This window comes from Paraburkholderia sp. BR10954, from assembly GCF_040965775.1.
Lineage (GTDB): Bacteria > Pseudomonadota > Gammaproteobacteria > Burkholderiales > Burkholderiaceae > Paraburkholderia > Paraburkholderia youngii.
The window spans coordinates 1-617 of the sequence record NZ_JBFRCK010000201.1 but is presented as its reverse complement, the minus strand read 5'-3'; the positions used below and the strand labels follow the sequence as shown (position 1 = coordinate 617).

Genomic DNA, 617 nt, shown 5'->3' with positions numbered 1-617 from the left:
GTACGCTCTTGCGATGTGGCTCGACAGGCTGTAGAGCGAGCGACGCCGGTTCTGCGGTCTCGCTGGTCGGTGCATCAGGTAGCGCTACGGGCAGCAACACCGTTGTGCTGTGCGCCATCCCTTCAAAAAGGCCCGCCCGCAGTTGCCGGCGCCACTTGAACACCATATTCGGATTCAGTCCGTGCGCCTGCGCGAGCTTGGCCACCGAAATACCCGGCTCGCACGCCGCGACGGCAACTTGCCGTCGGTACTCTGGTGTGTAGTTCGGTCGGCCCTTGCGATTCGATGGTCGCGCATTACGTGAGTCCAAAGTAGTCCCCATCACTTGAAGTAACGGACATCACTTTGGACACTGGCTTCAGCTCTGTCCATGCGGCCACGAAATGACGCTTACTGCGTTTCTGCGGTCCGACCTGTCTCGCCATCACATTGAAATCAAAGGTCTGTTGCTCACATGATGCGCTTCGTATGGAGTCTCGTGAGCGAGGATCGCCTAGCAGGCTGTTGAATTTGGGTCCCGTGTAAACGGGGTTTGAGGGACGGGCGTTATGGATATCGTGTTCATGATCTTTGGCAGCGGATGCGATGCGCGGAATGGATGAGATGCAGGAACCCCT

General features: G+C 57.9%; 1 protein-coding gene. It reads right to left on the bottom strand.

The window, feature by feature from the left end; translation table 11 throughout:
- A partial coding sequence (locus AB4Y34_RS41860) for a transposase (RefSeq protein ID WP_368719308.1) occupies positions 1-322 on the bottom strand: 322 nt, incomplete at its 3' end.
- Between the last annotated feature and the right edge of the window lie 295 nt (positions 323-617).